Here is a 559-nt window from a genome sequence, read left to right as displayed (position 1 = left end):
AGCGCCTCTTTGGCATATCTAAATAATAAATCTGGAGATAGAACACGACAGCAATTTCCAAGGATGAGCGTTTCGTAATAACCCCAGTTTTCAACGGAAAATAAATAGTTTGTAAGATAAGAGGCGTCTTGACGACTCAATTGATAATTCTTATCCATTCCTGAAACAATACTTTCGATGAAAATAGCATTTAATTTATGGTAATGAGAATTTGTCTCATGAAAAAGTTCTATTTCTTTCTCTACCATATCTAGTAATGCTTGAGTATCTTCATTATATGCGGCCTGTTTAACAGAAGCTATTAAGGTATTAAAATCCGAAGGTTGATAATGATTACAGATAAGCAGAAATTCTTCTAGTGTTAATCCTATTCTTTCAAGAAGATACAATAACTTAAAGACAGAAATCTCTGTTTCTCCTAATTCAAATCTAGATATTTGAGATTTTGAAATTTCAGCACCTGCTAATGAAGAAATAGAAATCCCCTTTTCTTCTCTTATTTTCCTATAAGTTTCACCTAAAATCATACTTATCTCCATTTACCATAAAAAATCATTAG

The 559-nt window shown here is 31.3% G+C and carries 1 protein-coding gene; it reads right to left on the bottom strand.

The annotated features are described in order from the left end of the window. Window positions 1–527 (bottom strand): helix-turn-helix domain-containing protein (locus HMPREF2926_RS02315; protein WP_141751763.1); only part of this gene is annotated, 527 nt, incomplete at its 3' end. Window positions 528–559 lie beyond the last annotated feature (32 nt).

It is taken from the genome of Streptococcus sp. HMSC078D09 (assembly GCF_001813675.1).
Taxonomy (GTDB): domain Bacteria; phylum Bacillota; class Bacilli; order Lactobacillales; family Streptococcaceae; genus Streptococcus.
Note: the sequence above shows the minus strand (reverse complement) of the source record. Positions and strands in the feature narration are given on the sequence as shown.